A 17,524-nucleotide genomic window follows, 5' to 3' on the forward strand; every position below is an offset into this window, starting at 1 on the left:
CCTTCCTCAAAGAACTTATAGATAAAAATAATATATCTCTTGTTAATTCAATTGTATCTTTAGCCCACAACCTTAATTTATTAGTAGTTGCAGAAGGGATTGAAACCGAAAATCAACATCAAGTGTTAGATCAAACTGGCTGTGATATTGGACAAGGCTACTTTTTTAGCAAACCATTAATGGGTACTCAGTTACAACGAGCTTTTTTAGATATAAATGAAAGAAATGAAAATTGAAACCTACCCTTCTTTACTGGAACCTTTCATACCACATGTTTATTTTCACATTGGTATATTGCTGCTGCAAAATATGTTCAATATCCCTTTGGTTACCTAAACCAAAGGGATATTCTAGTTTAACTTCTTATTCCTTTCATCCTATTAGCTCTCCCAAAAACTCATCTTCTACGTTTCATCTAATTTTCACTTTTCTTCATTTCTGATTTTTATGATTCATGGAAAAATATGTAATTCGCAAGAATCTAGCACAATGAAATCGGATGAACAGATAATTCAAAATATAAAAGATCAATTTGATAAAGTTATATTCCACTGAATAATAACAAACCAAAGCCATCTTACTAAAGACGGCTTTGGTTTGTTCAAATTATTCATTTAAAAATACTGTCGATATCATGTATTTCTTGATCAGTTAAATGAACATTAAGTGTTTTCAAATTATCTAGGACTTGCTCCGCTCGCTTTGCACCTGGAATCACCACATCAATTGAATCTCGTGTTAAATACCATGCGAGAACAACATGAGCAACTTCAGCCTCTTTTGAATTTGCAATTTTGCGGATAAGCTCCACCTTTTCTAGGTTTTTAGCAAATTCCTCACCTTTTAAGTGAGGCATATCAGCACGCAAATCGTTAAACGTCATGGCTTTATTATATTTACCAGCTAGCAGCCCAGAAGCTAATGGAAAGAATGGAATAAATGAGATATTATTTGCGCTTGTATATGGTAGGAAGTCTTGCTCTGCTTCTCGTTGGATTAGGTTATAATTTCCTTGTAAAACATCAACATAGCCATCTTTATTCGCTTCTTTTAGCTGGTCAATTGAAAAATTGGATACACCGATTGCTCTAATTTTCCCTTCATCCTTCAGTTGCTTTAACGCCCCAACAGCTTCATCCTTTGGTGTAGATTCGTCTGGGAAATGAATATAAAATAAATCTATGTAATCTGTTTGCAGTCTTTTTAAACTATCTTCTACCGATTGTTTTAAAAAAGCAGGAGAGTTATCAAGTAAGACATCATCTCCTACAAGTTTGTGTGCTCCTTTTGTTGCAATAATCAGTTCACTACGTTTTCCTGATTCTTTTATTACATCACCTACTAGCTCCTCTGAGCGTCCAGGCCCATAAATGAAGGCAGTATCTAAAAAATTCACCCCATTGTTAAGCGCTGATCGAACCAAATCTTTTCCAACTTCTTCGTTTAAGTTCGGATATAGATTATGTCCACCAACAGCATTTGTTCCAAGGCCAATCGGATTGACATATAGATCTGTTTTTCCAATTTGTATTTGCTTAGTCATGTTTTCTTTTCATCCCCTCTCAATTTTTACCGCATACATAATTATACTTGGGTAGAACTAGAATTTCTAATCCTGCGTTTCTTTCTAGTTACCAATCGAAACGATTAATAACAAAGGCTGTTTTCGCAAACTTTGTTGCTTTTAAAATAGTATTGGGGTTGGTTGATTGGCGCTCCAGGATGCTCGCTTTCCGTGGGGCGGGCGATGAGCCTCCTCAGCGCGAAGCGCCTGCGGGGTCTCATCTGTCCCGCTACTCCCACAGGAGTCTCGCATATCCGTTCCAATCACCCTAATCAGTTTTGTTCAAAAACAACAATCTTTTAGAAAAGAGCCATAACAAAAAAACAAACTCAAGTGTGTTACTACTTAAGTTTGGGCTTGTTGTATATATACAATAAAGTAAAGATGTAAGAGAGTAATTTCAAGGACTAAGCGAATTTCCATAGCAAAAAAAAGACCCTACCGAAATCTCTCGATAAGATCTAATAACCTATTAATTCCCATTAAAATATGGTTCTTCACGTTCCAATACGACCTCAGCAGTGATTGGAAGATGATCGGAAGCAAAGGTTTCAATCACTTCTGTATGTACTGTTTCAATGTCGTCTGATGTAAAAATATAATCAATTCTCTTTGAAGGATTTTCTACAGGATACGTGTTGGCATCAGTTTGTTCAAAAAAAACATCATGATAAATAGAATACATTGGTTTCATTTCGCTACTTTTCGGAGTAGCGTTTAAATCACCTACAATTACTTTTGGTCCATTTGAAAGGTTAGCTATTTCGATAATTTCCTTGATTTGAATCTCTCGTTCTGCAGATGTTAATGCTAGGTGCGTGTTATAGAAATGCACGTGATTTCCTTTTACATTAATGGTTACATCCAACAGACCACGCTGTTCAGTATTACCAATTTTCGATAGGAAATGATTTTCCGACTTTATGATCGGATATTTGCTTAAAATCGCTGTTCCATATTGACGACGGTGATCTCCATCTGATAAAGGATCATGGTCAAGGTTTGCTGCATATGTGTAAAACATACCAAGACGTTTTGCAAGCCATTTTGCCTGATCTTGAAAATCGCTACGGTCAGACCAATGATTATCCACCTCTTGTAAGCCAATAATATGTGCATTTGAATTCTCAATAATTGCCGCTATTCGTTCTAAGTCTAAAACACCGTCTACTCCTTCGGCATGATGAATGTTATAAGACATCACCTTTAAGTTAACAGATTGACCACGTTCTAAATTGATTTCCTGAGCAAACGTTTTATTTCCCAAATCTGTAAGATACATAATCAAACATGCAATTGAAAAGATGAATAATCCTCTTCGGATACTTCCTTTTTTATTAATTTTCTTCCTATTAACCATTACAATAATCTCCTCCAATTATAGTAGTTCTAAATAGGAGGATAGCAAATGAATGAGTAGTCTCTATTACTTTAATGTAAAAAGGGAGTTTAAGTTATGTTACATAATTGTTAACTCAAACCCTTTATCCTATGTATTTATTCCCACACTAAATGAACATTCACATCATAATTCAATCAAGCACAATCTGATGGGTCTGATCAATTTTTCTCTTTACATATTTGAACGTCAGTTTACAGGATCAAAACTTCACCTTTAGACTAATTAGATAATTAGACTAATAAGAGTTATAATAAAGGAATCAGTTAAACTTGTTCTAAGGATGGTGACTTATTTGAAAAATCGTGACAAGAGGCAAAAACGTAAACGTGACATGATTAAGGATTATTTGAAAAATAAATTAAAGAATTTATTACCTAAGCCTAATAAAAACCCTGCATCAAACCATAAACAAAATTAATGTGTTCTATTCCTTCACTTTAAATTGTATGTTACGTTTTTCACTTGATAAATCGTGCAAATAATTTCTTCTTTAATTTTAGTTGAATTTTACCAAATTAAAATATTCGTTTATATTCCATCAATCTGCTTACTCTTCAAATTGTTTACAAGATAAATATTAAAATTTAAAAATACATGTTTCAGTTCCACTTTATCCTTAATGCCATATGCTTATAAATAAGGAGTGGAATCGTATGACAAATGAACCGTTTGATATCGAAACGCTTAAACTTATTAGTAATAAACTTGATTATATTTACTCAATTGCCAAATCTAATTACAAAGATAACCCAGAATTAATGGACACGATTGAAAATCTAGCAAAAGCAGCAAACATGTTCGCAAATATTAAAATTCAAGAATTAAAAGGTCATGTAGTAACATCCCACCCTCAAGGATTTATCCTGTTAAAGCTAGCAAATTCATACTCTAGGATGAAGGATTATGAGAAAAAGAAGGAGACTGACTTTCCTGCTTGGGAGCTTTGATGCTCGTTTTTCATAACGCGATACTTACAACAGTGGGATTTTTCTACCCGTTAAGAATGGATAAAAGATTGTTTACGAAGCGATCAAGGGTACATAAACCCTTGATCTTTTTTTGTCACTCATCTGGACACCCCCCTTTTAAATGACCGGAACGAACAACTTTTGTTTCTAAATATTTTTCATTAAACTCAGATTTATCTCCCCATAACTGAACCCTGCCTGCGACATTGGCACCTGACTTCTGAAGGGCTTCTAATTTTCTTGGGTTGTTTGTGATTAGCGTTACTGGATTTGATCGCAATGTTTTTAACACTTGAATGGCATCATCATAGTTCCGTGCATCATCGACAAATCCAAGCTCCAAATTTGCTTCTACTGTATCCAAACCTTGTTCTTGCAGCACATAAGCCATGGCTTTACTAAATAATCCGATACCTCTGCCTTCGTGATTTGCTAAATAAAATAATGCGCCTGAACCGTGATCAGCAATCATTTTCATTGCTTGTTTTAATTGAAACCCACAATCACAGCGTTTACTGCCAAATATATCGCCAGTATGGCAAATGCTGTGCATTCGGATAAGGGCATCGTTGGAAGCTTTAAAATCGCCATACACCAACACACTTGATTGCTGCATTTCCGCTAAATTAGAAGAGGCTAATGTTTCAATGATACTTTCTGTATTATAAGAGCCATCATTACAAAAATGCCCCGCCATATTCTCACAACGCAACCAGCAATACCATTGGAATATCGTTGTTTCTCCATTCAAGTTAACAGGTAACTTAATAGGCCCGACTAAATAAATGGATTTCTCACCACTTTTGATGACATTAATTTTATCCTCTAATAGTGATGCCACTTTTTCATTACCCATGTATTTTTCCTCCTGATATTTTTCGTTTTGACTTTTTAATATATAAACTAATTATTTTTTTTGAACACATTTTACTGTTTTACTGTTATTGTATCCAATTTATAATGTTGTGAATCTAAGCAATAAAACGGAGTTATTTAAGCACTAGGGAAAACCAGTTTAAACACTATTAATAAGGAAGAATAAAGCAAAAATAATATTTAGTACTATTTTCTATTTGCTTTTCCAAAATTTATCTGTTAATCTAAAGAAGAATTATTTTTGTTCGGTCTGTAAGGATAGAATAAGTGTTTAAACTTTTCGCCTTTGATATCTAATTGAGCAACTATAGTAATAAAACGTGGATTAAATCCACACAGGAGGAAACAAACATGCAACAAGGTACAGTAAAATGGTTTAACGCAGAAAAAGGTTTCGGTTTCATCGAAGTTGAAGGTGGAGACGATGTATTCGTACATTTCTCAGCTATCCAAGGCGAAGGATTTAAATCATTAGATGAAGGCCAAAAAGTTACATTTGACACAGAACAAGGTCAACGTGGACTTCAAGCTACTAACGTAAACAAAGCGTAATTTGGGAAGGACTCTATTATAGGGTCCTTTTTTATTTTACGTAAAAAAATAAAAAAGCATAAAAAACCCCCACTTATTAATAAGTGAGGGTAGACAACATGCTACAAGTGTTAAATGGTTAGGTACAGCATAACACACTAATCCAATAATACCTAAATAAATTTATAAATATTTCAAATTCTCCCACTTTTGCATCATAGCATGACTTTTTATTCATCTAGTTCCAGGGAGATGTGAAAGGATACATTCCCTCTCTGCGCATGATATAAGTAAGTGCAACCTGCACCTGGACCCTTAAAGTCTCCTCAGTCACTTTTAGTACTTCGGTCAAACTGACCCACTAACTCGAACAAAACAAATATTGAACATTTTCATCCCACTTATATCGGATTCTTGAATTGTACCTCTTAAAGTAAACTCTAATTAAAAAACATTTACAATATGCTATATTATTAAGATGGTTTGAGTTTTTCTTTATTGAACCAAAGGATAGTTCAAGAAGAGTATTTTAAGAGAAAAATTTTCAAGGTCTATAATCCATGGAGGAAATATATGAACTTAAGAGAAAAAGCAATTAAACTTTCAACCCTCTATCAACAAAACCAAAAAGTAAAAGGTATTTTATTGGCTGGCTCTGTTTCAAGAGAGTGGCAGGACAATCATTCTGACATTGAACTTCATATTCTTTGGTCAGAACCACCTAGTGATTCAGAAAGATTATTCCCAATAAAATTAGTAAATGGACGAGTTATTGATTTTTTTCCATACGAAGATGAAGAATGGTCTGAAACTTATCTTACAGAGGATAATATTAAATTAGAAATTAGCAACTTTTTAGTTGAAACAGTAGAAACATACATACAAGACGTAGTGAATAAGTTGGATTTGGACTACGATAAACAATGTATTTTATCCTCGATTACTTATGGAAGAAGTTTATATGGACATGATCTTTTAAACAAGTTAAAAAAGGATATAGAAATATATCCTTCAAAGCTCGCAGAAAAAATGATACTTAGTAATTTAGATTTAGGTAATAGATGGAACAATCGAAACGCACTTTTAGATCGGAATGATTGGTTAATGTTATACGAAGTTATTTGTTCTATACAAAAAAAACTTTTGGCTACATTACTTGGATTAAACAAAATGTATATCCATCACCCTGCATTTAAATGGATGCATCATATTATTGACTTTATGGATATTAAGCCTGATAACTTAGATAATCGACTATCTCAGATTTTGCTAGGTGAGGTAAATGATGGTATTTCAGAACTTGAATTACTTATTGAAGAAGTACAATGTCTAGTTACTCAGCATTATCCTCACATCAATATTGAACAATATAAACAAAAAGCAAATTTTGTACGACCTAAGAATTAATTTTCAACATTCTGATTTATCCTAAGTTATTTAGTAACTTATTATTGAAAACAAAACGATTAATAGAATGCCCACCAAAAGCTAAAATTGATTGTACTTTGTCTGATGGGCAAGAGCTTCCATATTGCGAGTGAATTAACGTTCTCTTTACACCTGGCCATACGCCAGGTCATATAATTCATTATTTAAGGCTCTTTTCTAAAAGATTGTTGTTTTTGAACAAAACTGATTAGGTTGATTGGTGCGTAAGGTGCGAGACTCCTGTGGGAGTAGCGGGACAGGTGAGACCCCGCAGGCGCTTCGCTTTCCGTGAGGCTCATCGCCCGCCCCACGGAAAGCGAGCATCCTGGAGCGCCAATCAACCAACCCAATACTATTTTAAAAGCAACAAAGTTTGCGAAAACAGTATTAATCTTTCGGTTTTTCTATTCTAAAATGGTCGTTTAAAATAGTGCCCTTCCTTCTATATATCTAAGATATTTTTATCTTAATTCTTAATATCAGCAAGTTTTATCACTCTCTTTTTCAAAAATAGCCCCCGTAATGTTTGAAAATTAACGAGAATTGTTCCTACAATGATCGTTAAGGCTCCTATTCCTGTTAGCCATGAAAAATATTCATGATATAAGACAACTCCCAGTACAACAGCAATTAATGGTGAGATATACAGCCAGGTTGATGGAAAAACTGGGTTTGTCTGTGAGACAAGCCAATAATAAAGACTGTGGCCTACCATTGAACCGACAATAATTAAATAAAACAGTGAGCCGATAGAGGCTGGACTGAAAACTGTAGCTAGTTGAATGTTCTCTGTACAAAAGGATAATAAAATTAATAGAATCCCACCATGCATCATTTGCGCTGCATTTAGGGCAATTGGTGATGTCGTTTCAAATTTTTTGATGACATGTTTTGTATAAATTGATCCTGATGCGTAAAAGATTTCACCAATAATAATTGCGAAGCAACCAATCAGCCAGAATGGGCTAATCTCAATTGAGAAACTTGGAAAGATTAATAACATGACACCTATGACACCGATCACACAACCGATGAATGATGTCCTATTTGCTCTTTGCTTTAATACGATTGTCTGAATGATGATAATCATCATTGGACCTGTTGCCGATAAGACAGCTGCAATTCCTGATGTTACATATTGTTCTGCCCAGTATAATGTGGCAAACGTCCCAAAGGTTAAGCCAATTCCTGTCAAAAACATTTCTTTTCGAAATAATAATCTTATTGTCGTTTTTTTTCGCCAAATCATAAAGCTAAATAACAACAACCCAGCAATTAAAAAACGTAATCCAGCTGATAAAAATGGGGGCACGCCTGCATCTACACCAATTTTTATTGCTAAAAATGTTGTACCAAAAATCAGACACATGAGAATGTAATGAATGATGACCATCTAAACTCCTCCTTTTTCCCATCATAATCGATAGTTACTAGAACAGATTGGAATAAGTAGAACAGATTAGTCAGGATCGTGGTACAATTGTTTTGAATAGGGGGAGTCGATATGAGTAAAGCGATTCAAAATGAAGGTTATCTTTTTAAACAAGTATATGATTATGTCATGCACCGAATTGAACGTAAAGAATGGAATGAGCATGACAAGCTTCCCTCTGTCCGTCAATTAGCAGCTGATATGAATGTCCATCGATTAACCGTATTAAAGGCTTATAAATTGCTGAAGCAAGATGGAAAGGTTTATGTAAAGGATAAATCAGGCTATTACGTACAAACAAGTATGAAGGAAAACAATGATTTTGAAAACATTCAATATGTTTCTGCAAATGTACAAAAAAAGCATTTATCTGACATCCATCAAGTACCAGTCTCCTATCATTTTTCACAAGCGTTAATTGATCCAAATCTATTGCCTAATCACTATTTTTCAGATTACGTAAAAAAAGTGTTTGACCTTTATCCAAAGGTACTTGCCACATATTCAACTGTGCAGGGTGATGAAGAGCTACGAGAATCTCTTACTCATTATTTTATCAACCAATATAAAACACACCTTCATGCAGATGATCTGTTAATCACTTCTGGTTCACAACAAGCGATTCATTTACTCTCTCAAGCTTTCATTAAGCCAAGAGACACCGTTTTATTTGAACGACCTAGCTATAGTGCTGCCATTGATATTTTCAGAGCACAAGGTGCTAATATAATAACTGTAGATATTCACCCAGATGGGTATGACTTAGAGCAGGTTGAATCCTATATGAAACGATATAAACCACGCCTCTTTTATCTCAATCCTACATTTCATAACCCAACCGGGTATACAGTACCAGCCGATCAACGCAAAAAATTAGTAGAATTGGCAGAACAGTATCGCTGTCTATTAATTGAGGATGATGCTTATCATGATATCTATTTTAAAGAGACCCCTCCCCCTCCGATTTATACATATGATACGGTTGGAACAGTTATTTATATCCGCAGCTTTTGCAAATATATCTCACCTGGCTTGAGAATTGCGACTGTAATTTGTCATTCGTCCGTATTGAAATCACTACTATCGATGAAATCGTTAGCTGATAATGGTTCACCACTTCTTAATCAAAAGATTTTTCTTCATTACTTTTCATCACTAAGAATGCAGCAACACTTGGAGAAACTTCGGATCGCTCTACAGATTCGAAAGGAAATCATGGAAGAGGAACTAGCAGCAACGAATTGGCAATGGACCAGTCCCCATGGTGGGCTGAATTTATGGATAAAGCTACCTGATCACTTCTCATCTGAATTATTATTAACGAAAAGTATTCAGCAATCCATTTCCTTTGTCCCAGGCCAGCTTTGTGATCCATTAAACCAATTATCATCTTGGATTCGTTTAAGTTATTCTTATGTGAATGAAAAGCAATTAAGAGAAGGGGTAAGACGGTTTGTGGATGTTGCTGGGTGCCTGTCACCACCCGAATCGTGCTGATATTTGTCGAAAATAAAAAACAACCCTATACTCAATGAACGAGTACCGGGCTGTAGGTATCTGTTTAAGACCATTACTTTATAATGTAGAAATGTACTTTTGCAACTAAAATAAGTCAGCGGCCTATCTAGCCTATCTAAAGAAAGTTTTTTACACTAGTTTCTTTTCCTTTATTATAGGTATATTGGTAAATAGGCCTCCCAATTGTTCCATAATGAACTTGTACAAAAATGGCGTCTATATCGCTCAAAAATTTTAGATACTTTCTTACTGATACTCTTGAGATCCCAACACGACCAGCAATATCTTCCGTTGAAAAAGGAGCCTGTCCTAAACTTTGAACTGTGTCCCATATCACTTGTAATGTACTTTTTGTTAATCCTTTTGGCAGTTCTTCTGCTATTACCTTTGATTCCTTGTAGAGGATTTGCCGATCTAACTCCTTCTGACTTAATACCTGCTGTTTTTTCATAAACATGAATTTCTCTCGATAGGCTGATAATGCTTCTTTAAATCGGTCATATTCAAAGGGCTTAATTAAGTAGTCAACCGCCCCATACCGCAGAGCTGTTTGAATCCTATCCCTATCTGAAGCTGCTGTAATAAAAATAATATCAACCTTCATCCCTGTTTCTCGAATATGGAGTAACAACTCTATCCCTGATTTCCCAGGCATAAAGATATCTAGTAAAAGTAAATCGACCGTTTGTTTCTCTAATATTTGTAATGCAGTATTTGTAGAAGAAACAACAGAAACTAATTGAAAGCCTCCTACTTGTTCTAGGTAGCGTTTGTTAAACTCTGCAACCATCGGATCGTCCTCAACAATGAGTACACTAATCATTCTAAAATCACCTGCAATCGTATGGTATATAAACAACAAATCTCGTTCCTTGAGATAGCTTTGAGGAAATTTCGATTTCTCCACCAAGTTTTTCTAAGCTTTGGTTAACTAAAAATAGACCTAGTCCCCTGTCTTCCCCCTTAGTAGAAAATCCTCTTTCAAACATATGATTTAATGTTTCCTTCTCGATCCCGACTCCGGTATCTTTAACATCTATTGTTAAAATATCATCACCATAGTCGAAATGCACTTCTATTTGCCTTCGTGAACAGGTAGATACTGATTCGAGAGCATTGTCAATTAAATTCCCTAATATTGTAATCAACTCGTGAGATATGTGAGAATGAAGAGGCTCTGGCACCTGACGATCACTTGATATATGTAATTTTGCACCAGCTTCACGTGCATAGCTTAATTTTCCAATTAGAAATCCAGCTAATACAGGATCTTTTATATCTCTGGTTATTGCACCGATTTCATTGTTTCGATGACTGACTAACTCTTTTATATAATTTGTCATTTGGTCATAATACCCCATATGTGACATTCCCAGAATAACATGCAGTTTATTCATAAATTCATGGGATTGTGCCCTGAGCGCCTCTGCATACAAACGTACACCAGTTAATTGTTCAGCTAGTTGTTGAATTTCTGTTTTATCTCGAAATGTCGAAACAGCTCCTACTATTTTATCATTCAAAAAGACTGGTACACGGTTTACAACCAAAGTAATACCATTTAAAACCAACTCTTCGTTTGGCTCTGTTTTCCCAGTTTCCATTATCTGACCTAGTTTTGAGTTGGATAGATATTCTTCCATTTTCATTCCTCGTGGTTCTTGTGTTAATCCAGCCTTTTGAAATAAACGTAAAGCCGCTTTGTTTACCAGCGTAATCCTGGAATCTTGGTCAACAGCAATAATTCCTTCCCTTACTGATTGCAAGATCGCATCTCTCTCTTGAAGCAACTTAGCTATAGTAGAAGGCTCTAGTCCAAAGAGAATTTTCTTAATATACCTTGCCATGAATACAGCCCCAAAAATACCTGCTACTATTCCTAATAATGTTCCTACATAGATATTTTTACGGCCTTGACTTACTGCTTTTTCTACGTCATTTAAAGAAATTCCTACAGCTACTACACCTATCTGCTTACCAGTTCGATCAAAAATCGGTGTTAGGGAACGGAGCGATGTTCCTAATGTGCCTTTTGATACAGCCACATGTTCAGTACCGTTTAAAGCAATCTCTTTCCCCTCCCCGATAAACTGTTTACCAATCTTTTTGGGATTGGGATGCGATTTCCGAGTACCGTTCATATCCATCACGACAACAAATTGAACATCTGTAAGACTGCGGGTTTCTTCCGCAAACTCTTGAATAGAGACCTCCTGCTTTTGTTTACCTAAAGCTTCTGTTACAAGTTGTGAATGTGCTACAATACGTGCCACATTTGTTGCTTTTTCTTCCTGATCCTTTTCTATGCTCGTAGCTATCGTTCTAGTTATTAGTAAATCCGTTACGAGCAAAGAAAGAACTACGACACCACAAACCAAAACTGTAATGGTCGCTTGCAGGCTCCATTTATTTCTTTTCATTATTTCTGCCTCCAATTTCACTGGAAACCCGTGATTTTATCATTATAGTATTCCATTATTAGATCTTCCACATGCTAGTACTACTTTTTACGATGCAATCATTTTATATTTTCCACTCATATATTTTATCACCTTTGCTTTTTAGCCCCACCTTATACTCTCCAGCAAAAAATAAGCTTGATAGGGTTTAAGGGGTATTAACAGACAAGAGAAAACCCCTTGTTGGTCTAGACAAGGGGTTTGAGTTGATTGATTGTAAGAATTATAAGCAATCTCATCCAAAAACAGGTTGTTTTTCTCCTGCTGATGCTAATAAGTGTTCTTTCATTTCATCTACGTTGACTATCTTTTGAGAAACACCAGTTTCCATTGCAGCAGATGCTACAGCAGATGCTACATAAGCAGCTACTCTGCGGTCAAATGGATCTGGAATCACATAATCCGCATGAAGATCTTCTGTTGAAATTAATCCTGCAATTGCATAAACTGCAGCAAGTTTCATTTCTTCATTTATTTCTTTCGCATGAACGTTTAAAGCACCACGGAAAATACCAGGGAAAGCGAGCACATTATTGACCTGGTTTGGGAAATCTGAGCGACCTGTCCCTACTACGAGTGCTCCAGCTTCTTTTGCCTCTTTCGGCATGATCTCTGGTACCGGATTAGCCATGGCAAAGATAATCGGATTCTGCTTCATAGAACGAACCATTTCTTTATTAACGGCACCTGCAGCTGATACCCCAACAAAAACATCAGCTCCAACAAGTGCATCTGCTAATGTCCCTTGCTTTTGTTCGTTGTTTGTAATATTCGCCATTTCTTCTTTAAATTTATTCATTCCTACTGGACGACCTTTATAAATGATACCCTTTGTATCACATAAAATGACATCTTTTACACCCATACGAAGCAACAGTTTGACAATTGCCACCCCAGCTGCACCAGCACCGTTAGCTACTACACGAATATCCTCTATTTTTTTGTTCGCAAGTTTTAGAGCATTGATTAGCCCTGCTGCGGTCACAATGGCTGTTCCGTGTTGGTCATCATGAAAAATCGGAATCTCGCATTCTTTTCGCAAACGATCCTCAATTTCAAAGCATTGTGGTGCAGCAATATCTTCTAAGTTTACCCCACCAAAAGTAGGTTCTAATAATTTGACAACCTCCACAATCTTATCAGAATCAGTCGTATTTAAGCAGATAGGGAATGCATCCACACCAGCAAATGATTTAAATAATAGTGCCTTCCCTTCCATAACAGGCATGGCTGCTTTCGGACCAATATTTCCAAGACCAAGTACAGCTGTTCCGTTTGAAACAACGGCAACGAGATTTCCCTTCATTGTGTAATCATATACTTTGCTTTCATCCTCGTGAATGTCCAGGCAAGGCTCTGCAACACCTGGGGAATAAGCAAGACTCAAATCATTCGCATCGCGTACTGGAACCTTAGAATAGACACCTAATTTCCCTTGGTTTTCCTTATGCATCTTTAATGCTTCATAACGTAAAGTTGACATATTTCGTATCTCTCCATTAGTTGAATTTTTCTAATATCTTGTTGAAAGAAAGAAAAACTTTGACTGTATTAGTAGCTCTTGTTTCTTTCTGCTTCTCTCTATTATGTTTGAAGAACTTCCTTACTCTTTTCGCATGTTTATACTAGTCTTTAACTTAATAATTTCAATAACAGTGTTGCTAATATAACTGTTGAAGCACCGCCAAGTCTTGTTGCGACTTGTGCAAACGGCATTAATGACATACGGTTGGAAGCTGATAAAATGGCTACATCACCTGTTCCGCCTAGTCCGCTGTGACAGCCTGTTACAATTGCCGAATCGACAGGAAACATATTCATCATTTTCCCAACTATATAGCCCGTCCCCACCATGGCAATAACAACGACAGAACAAATGACAACATAGGCCGGCGTTACAATTTTCACCACATCTTCTAACGGGATATAGAGGATCCCTAAACCAACCATAAGTGGCCATGTTAAGCTTGTTGAAACAAATTTATATAAATGATAGGCTCCTTGCTCCATTTTTGCAGGCATTACTTTCAGACATTTGACTAATGTGGCAGCAACAATCATAAGTACTGGACCAGGTATACCTAAGAATTTATGTGCGAGACTACCAAAAATGAAGAAACTACAGGCAATTAATAATCCGGCACCCATTAGCGAGAAATCGACCGGTTTATTAATATTGATTTCCTGTGAAATTCCATCGCCACCTTTTGATTTCACTAGAACACCATTTCCAGTTAGTTCAGGTCTTTTCTCCCCTAAACGTTTCATTAATCCTGCACAAATAATTGCAACAGTATTTCCAATGACAGCAGCAGGGATCATTTGGGATACAAAACTTTCAGCAGATTCACCTAAAATTTGTGAGTATGCTAGTGAAAGCGGTAAGATTCCCTCTCCGATACCACCGCCAATAATCGGTACAACAATATAGAAAAATGTATGTTTCATGTCATACCCAAATAATAATCCAACTAAAACTCCTGCTACTACTGCAGCTAGCGTTCCTAATACGAGTGGAATAAACATACGCGTAAACCCTTGTACTAATACTTTTCGGCTCATTCCGAGTATACTTCCTGCAACTAAACAAGATATATATAGATAAAGAAAATTAGATGTTTTCATCAAGGTTGTGACCGCTTCCATTGAAGCTGGATTAATCAAATTATAAAATACCATAATAGACGGAATTAAGAGTGCTAGTATCGCAGGACCGCCAATATCCTTCAATATAGGAATTTTTAACCCGATATCCCCAAGTAAAATTCCCATAACCATGATGACAGCAAAACCGCCAATCATATCAGGTGGAAGCTGATTATATACAGATGCACCATAAATAATAAGTGCCAATGCTACATATAGAGGTAAAGGAATAACTCCTACCTTCAATTCTTTAAGTTTAGATAAAAAGCTTTGTTTTTCATCATTATCGTCCATATAATAAAGCGTTTGCAGTTTCTTTGCTGGTTCCATGTATTGCCCCTCCTTTTCTTATAAACTTAATATTATTAATTTTCAGTATAACTTGATAGATTTTGTAACTTTTAATACTATTTTTGTAATTAAAAAAAGTGAATTTGGTGCCTGTCACCACCCGAAATTTGTCGAATACAAACAAAAAAACAGCCATGCACTCAATAGATGAGTACCTGACTGTTTGATTTTATTTTATACCATTACTTTACATATATCATTAGTAAACTCAACTGGATCAATGATTGGTAAACCTTCGATTAGAAGTGCTTGGTTGTACAATAGGTTTGTATATAAGTTTAGCTTGTCTTTATCTTTTTCATAGGCATCTTGTAATGATTGGAATACCTCATGATTTACATTGATTTCAAGTATTTTATCTGCCTTTACATTTTGATTATCAGGCATTGCACTTAGAATTTTTTCCATTTCAATGGTTACTTCACCATCTGTTGATAAACATACAGGGTGCGTTTTTAATCGTTTTGATACTCTAACATCCTTCACTTTGTCAGATAGGATGTTTTTCATGTAGTCAAAGAGTTCTTTGTTTTCGCTTTGTTCAGCTTTTGTATCATTTTGATTTTCATCCACGTCAATCCCTAGATCACCACTTGATACAGATTTGAATTCTTTCTCTTTATAAGTCATGATCATTTTAATCGCAAACTCGTCGATGTCCTCAGTGAAGTATAACATTTCATAGCCTTTTTCAGTTACGATCTCTGTTTGTGGAAGCTTTTCGATTCTTTCAATCGATTCTCCAGAAGCATAGTAAATATATTTTTGATCTTCAGGCATTCTTGATACATATTCATCTAAAGTAACAAGCTTCTTTTCTTTAGATGAGGAGAACATTAATAAGTCCTGTAAAACATCTTTATTGCTTCCGAAGTCACTATAAACGCCATATTTTAGCTGTCTGCCAAAGGATTTATAAAATTCTTCATATTTTTCTCGTTCATTCTTTAATAGGCTTTGCAATTCATTTTTGATTTTTTTGTTAATGTTTTTGGCGATTAATTTTAATTGGCGATCATGTTGAAGCATTTCTCTGGAAATATTAAGAGATAAATCTTCAGAATCAACCATTCCCTTAACAAAACTGAAGTAGTCAGGAAGCAGGTCTGCGCATTTGTTCATGATCAATACACCATTGGAATATAGCTCTAATCCCTTTTCATATTCTTTTGAATAATAGTCATATGGCATTTTCTCTGGAATATATAAAATTGCATTATATCTTATAGTACCATCGACACTGATGTGAATATGTTTAATCGGCTTGTCGAAGCCATAATGTTTTTCTGTATAAAACTTCTCGTAATCTTCTGCTGTAAGCTCATTTTTATTTTTTCTCCAAATTGGAACCATGCTATTTATTGTCTGTTCTTCTTGATAATCTTCTAACTCATTTTCGCTATCTTCCTTTGGTCTTTGTCCAGTAACATCCATTTTAATTGGGTAGCGAATGAAGTCAGAGTATTTTTTGATGATTGCTTTTAAGCGATACTCTTCTAAGAATTCATCATAGCTTTCATCTTCTGTATTTTCTTTGATTTTCAGCATGATCTCTGTACCAACGGAAGCTTTTTCTTGTGGCACAATCGTGTATCCATCTGCACCTTGAGATTCCCACTTATAAGCTTCATCACTGCCTAATGCCTTACTAGTAACAGTTACAACGTCAGCTACCATAAAAGCTGCATAAAATCCTACCCCGAATTGACCAATAATATCATGACCATCTTTTAATTCATTTTCATTTTTGAATGCTAAAGAACCACTTTTTGCAATAATTCCAAGGTTATTTTCAAGATCTTCTTTCGTCATTCCAATCCCAGTATCTGTGATTGTCAAGGTTCTATTTTCTTTGTCAGCAGACACTTTTATGTAATAACTATCTTGGTCAAAACTTAAAGCGTCATCAGTCAATGCTTTGTAATAGATTTTGTCAATTGCATCACTTGCATTCGAAATTAACTCTCTTAAAAAAACCTCACGCTGAGAATAAATTGAGTTAATCATCATTTCTAATAATCTTTTGGATTCGGCTTTGAATTGTTTTTTAGCCATTATTACCTCTCCTTTCGAATAAACACTACGTGAATATTATAACGTAGTAATAGATTCTATAAGCTAGATTTCTCAAATAATTAGCACTCTATTTAACTGAGTGCTAGTATATATTTTTTAATATCATATCCGCAATTTCGTGTCAACATATCATAAGGATTTTCCCAATAAAATAAACGCTAACCTTATATAAGGTTAGCGTTGGAATACACTTTTTCTTCATATCAATTATCTCCCATAGATGTGCTTCTATATTCAACAATCCTAAACATAAATTATATGGAGACTTTTACT

14 protein-coding genes and 2 pseudogenes are annotated in these 17,524 nt (G+C 35.3%); 7 read left to right on the forward strand and 9 right to left on the reverse strand.

All coding sequences use genetic code 11. The annotated features are described in order from the left end of the window. Nucleotides 1-2: 2 nt before the first annotated feature. Nucleotides 3-236, forward strand: a pseudogene (locus tag HUW50_RS27475) (EAL domain-containing protein); the annotation flags it as partial. Between the two features lie 374 nt (nt 237-610). Here HUW50_RS27475 and HUW50_RS03410 read toward each other — a convergent pair. Both HUW50_RS03410 and HUW50_RS03415 read right to left on the reverse strand, forming a co-directional pair. Further along, nucleotides 611-1,543, reverse strand: coding sequence for an aldo/keto reductase (locus tag HUW50_RS03410; protein ID WP_066339874.1), 933 nt, complete (start codon nt 1,541-1,543; stop codon nt 611-613). 493 nt (nt 1,544-2,036) lie between these two features. After that, entirely contained in the window at nt 2,037-2,924 is an 888-nt protein-coding gene (locus HUW50_RS03415; protein WP_185653684.1) for an endonuclease/exonuclease/phosphatase family protein, read from the reverse strand. A 334-nt stretch (nt 2,925-3,258) separates the two neighbouring features. Between HUW50_RS03415 and HUW50_RS26940 the strand changes: the two genes are divergently transcribed. Next, nucleotides 3,259-3,384, forward strand: coding sequence for a hypothetical protein (locus HUW50_RS26940; RefSeq protein WP_260445653.1), 126 nt, complete (start codon nt 3,259-3,261; stop codon nt 3,382-3,384). 235 nt (nt 3,385-3,619) lie between these two features. Continuing rightward, nucleotides 3,620-3,913 carry a hypothetical protein gene (locus HUW50_RS03420; protein ID WP_066339879.1) on the forward strand — a complete coding sequence of 98 codons (294 nt, stop codon included), beginning with the start codon at nt 3,620-3,622 and terminating at the stop codon, nt 3,911-3,913. A 115-nt stretch (nt 3,914-4,028) separates the two neighbouring features. On the opposite strand, the gene HUW50_RS03425 is transcribed toward HUW50_RS03420, so the two are convergent. Next, nucleotides 4,029-4,790, reverse strand: a complete 762-nt coding sequence (locus HUW50_RS03425) for a GTP cyclohydrolase II (RefSeq protein ID WP_066339882.1) — start codon at nt 4,788-4,790, stop codon at nt 4,029-4,031. A 371-nt stretch (nt 4,791-5,161) separates the two neighbouring features. Between HUW50_RS03425 and HUW50_RS03430 the strand changes: the two genes are divergently transcribed. The 3 genes and pseudogenes from HUW50_RS03430 to HUW50_RS27480 all read left to right on the forward strand — a co-directional run. After that, on the forward strand, nt 5,162-5,362 hold the full coding sequence (locus HUW50_RS03430; RefSeq protein WP_026560151.1) for a cold-shock protein: 201 nt from the start codon (nt 5,162-5,164) through the stop codon (nt 5,360-5,362). 552 nt (nt 5,363-5,914) lie between these two features. Next, nucleotides 5,915-6,748 carry a DUF4037 domain-containing protein gene (locus tag HUW50_RS03435; RefSeq protein ID WP_185653685.1) on the forward strand — a complete coding sequence of 278 codons (834 nt, stop codon included), beginning with the start codon at nt 5,915-5,917 and terminating at the stop codon, nt 6,746-6,748. Between the two features lie 62 nt (nt 6,749-6,810). Beyond that, nucleotides 6,811-6,879 (forward strand): annotated as a pseudogene (locus tag HUW50_RS27480) (MBL fold metallo-hydrolase); the annotation flags it as partial. A gap of 356 nt (nt 6,880-7,235) precedes the next feature. Here HUW50_RS27480 and HUW50_RS03440 read toward each other — a convergent pair. Beyond that, nucleotides 7,236-8,162: a DMT family transporter gene (locus tag HUW50_RS03440; RefSeq protein WP_066339886.1), complete on the reverse strand. Its 927-nt coding sequence runs from the start codon at nt 8,160-8,162 to the stop codon at nt 7,236-7,238. A 111-nt stretch (nt 8,163-8,273) separates the two neighbouring features. Here HUW50_RS03440 and HUW50_RS03445 point away from each other — a divergent pair, with 111 nt between their 5' ends. Next, nucleotides 8,274-9,698 (forward strand): aminotransferase-like domain-containing protein, encoded by a 1,425-nt coding sequence (locus HUW50_RS03445; protein ID WP_185653686.1) that lies wholly within the window; start codon nt 8,274-8,276, stop codon nt 9,696-9,698. Between the two features lie 136 nt (nt 9,699-9,834). Here the strand turns inward: HUW50_RS03445 and HUW50_RS03450 are convergent, their stop codons facing one another. From HUW50_RS03450 to htpG, 5 genes are all read right to left on the reverse strand, one after another. After that, nucleotides 9,835-10,542, reverse strand: a complete 708-nt coding sequence (locus HUW50_RS03450) for a response regulator (protein ID WP_066339891.1) — start codon at nt 10,540-10,542, stop codon at nt 9,835-9,837. Between the two features lie 7 nt (nt 10,543-10,549). After that, entirely contained in the window at nt 10,550-12,139 is a 1,590-nt protein-coding gene (gene dcuS / locus HUW50_RS03455) for a DcuS/MalK family sensor histidine kinase (protein WP_066339894.1), read from the reverse strand. 274 nt (nt 12,140-12,413) lie between these two features. After that, complete coding sequence (locus HUW50_RS03460; RefSeq protein WP_066339898.1) at nt 12,414-13,661, reverse strand: NADP-dependent malic enzyme; 1,248 nt, start codon at nt 13,659-13,661, stop codon at nt 12,414-12,416. 149 nt (nt 13,662-13,810) lie between these two features. Further along, nucleotides 13,811-15,154 (reverse strand): 2-hydroxycarboxylate transporter family protein, encoded by a 1,344-nt coding sequence (locus HUW50_RS03465; RefSeq protein WP_185653687.1) that lies wholly within the window; start codon nt 15,152-15,154, stop codon nt 13,811-13,813. Nucleotides 15,155-15,349: 195 nt separating this feature from the next. Then, on the reverse strand, nt 15,350-17,230 hold the full coding sequence (gene htpG / locus HUW50_RS03470) for a molecular chaperone HtpG (protein WP_185653688.1): 1,881 nt from the start codon (nt 17,228-17,230) through the stop codon (nt 15,350-15,352). Nucleotides 17,231-17,524 lie beyond the last annotated feature (294 nt).

The organism is Metabacillus sp. KUDC1714 (genome assembly GCF_014217835.1).
Taxonomy (GTDB): domain Bacteria; phylum Bacillota; class Bacilli; order Bacillales; family Bacillaceae; genus Metabacillus; species Metabacillus rhizosphaerae.